Consider the following 243-nt stretch of genomic DNA (forward strand, 5'->3'; position numbering starts at 1 on the left):
TGAGTTATTTGCAATTAAAGAGATAAACAACTTCTCAAGCATGTATTTTGCGGACAAACATAAGGTGAATGCGCCTTCGATGCGGTACCATACCGCCTCTGAAGCACCCAATAGCGAGCTAGAGATGTTCAAATGGAAGGGTAAAAGTGTTGGGGCTTCAAGTCATCGACAAGTTGACTACGCCGAGCGCAACTCGGCACTTGTATATGTTCACCAACAAGGAAGAAGTGCAGCCATTTTTTG

General features: G+C 44.4%; 1 protein-coding gene. It reads left to right on the plus strand.

The window, feature by feature from the left end; all coding sequences use genetic code 11:
* The coding region (locus tag KVT28_RS26290) for a hypothetical protein (RefSeq protein WP_217551221.1) at positions 1 to 243 on the plus strand (243 nt) is incomplete at both ends.

Origin of the sequence: Pantoea sp. GbtcB22, assembly GCF_019091025.1 — a bacterium.
Lineage (GTDB): Bacteria > Pseudomonadota > Gammaproteobacteria > Enterobacterales > Enterobacteriaceae > Pantoea > Pantoea leporis.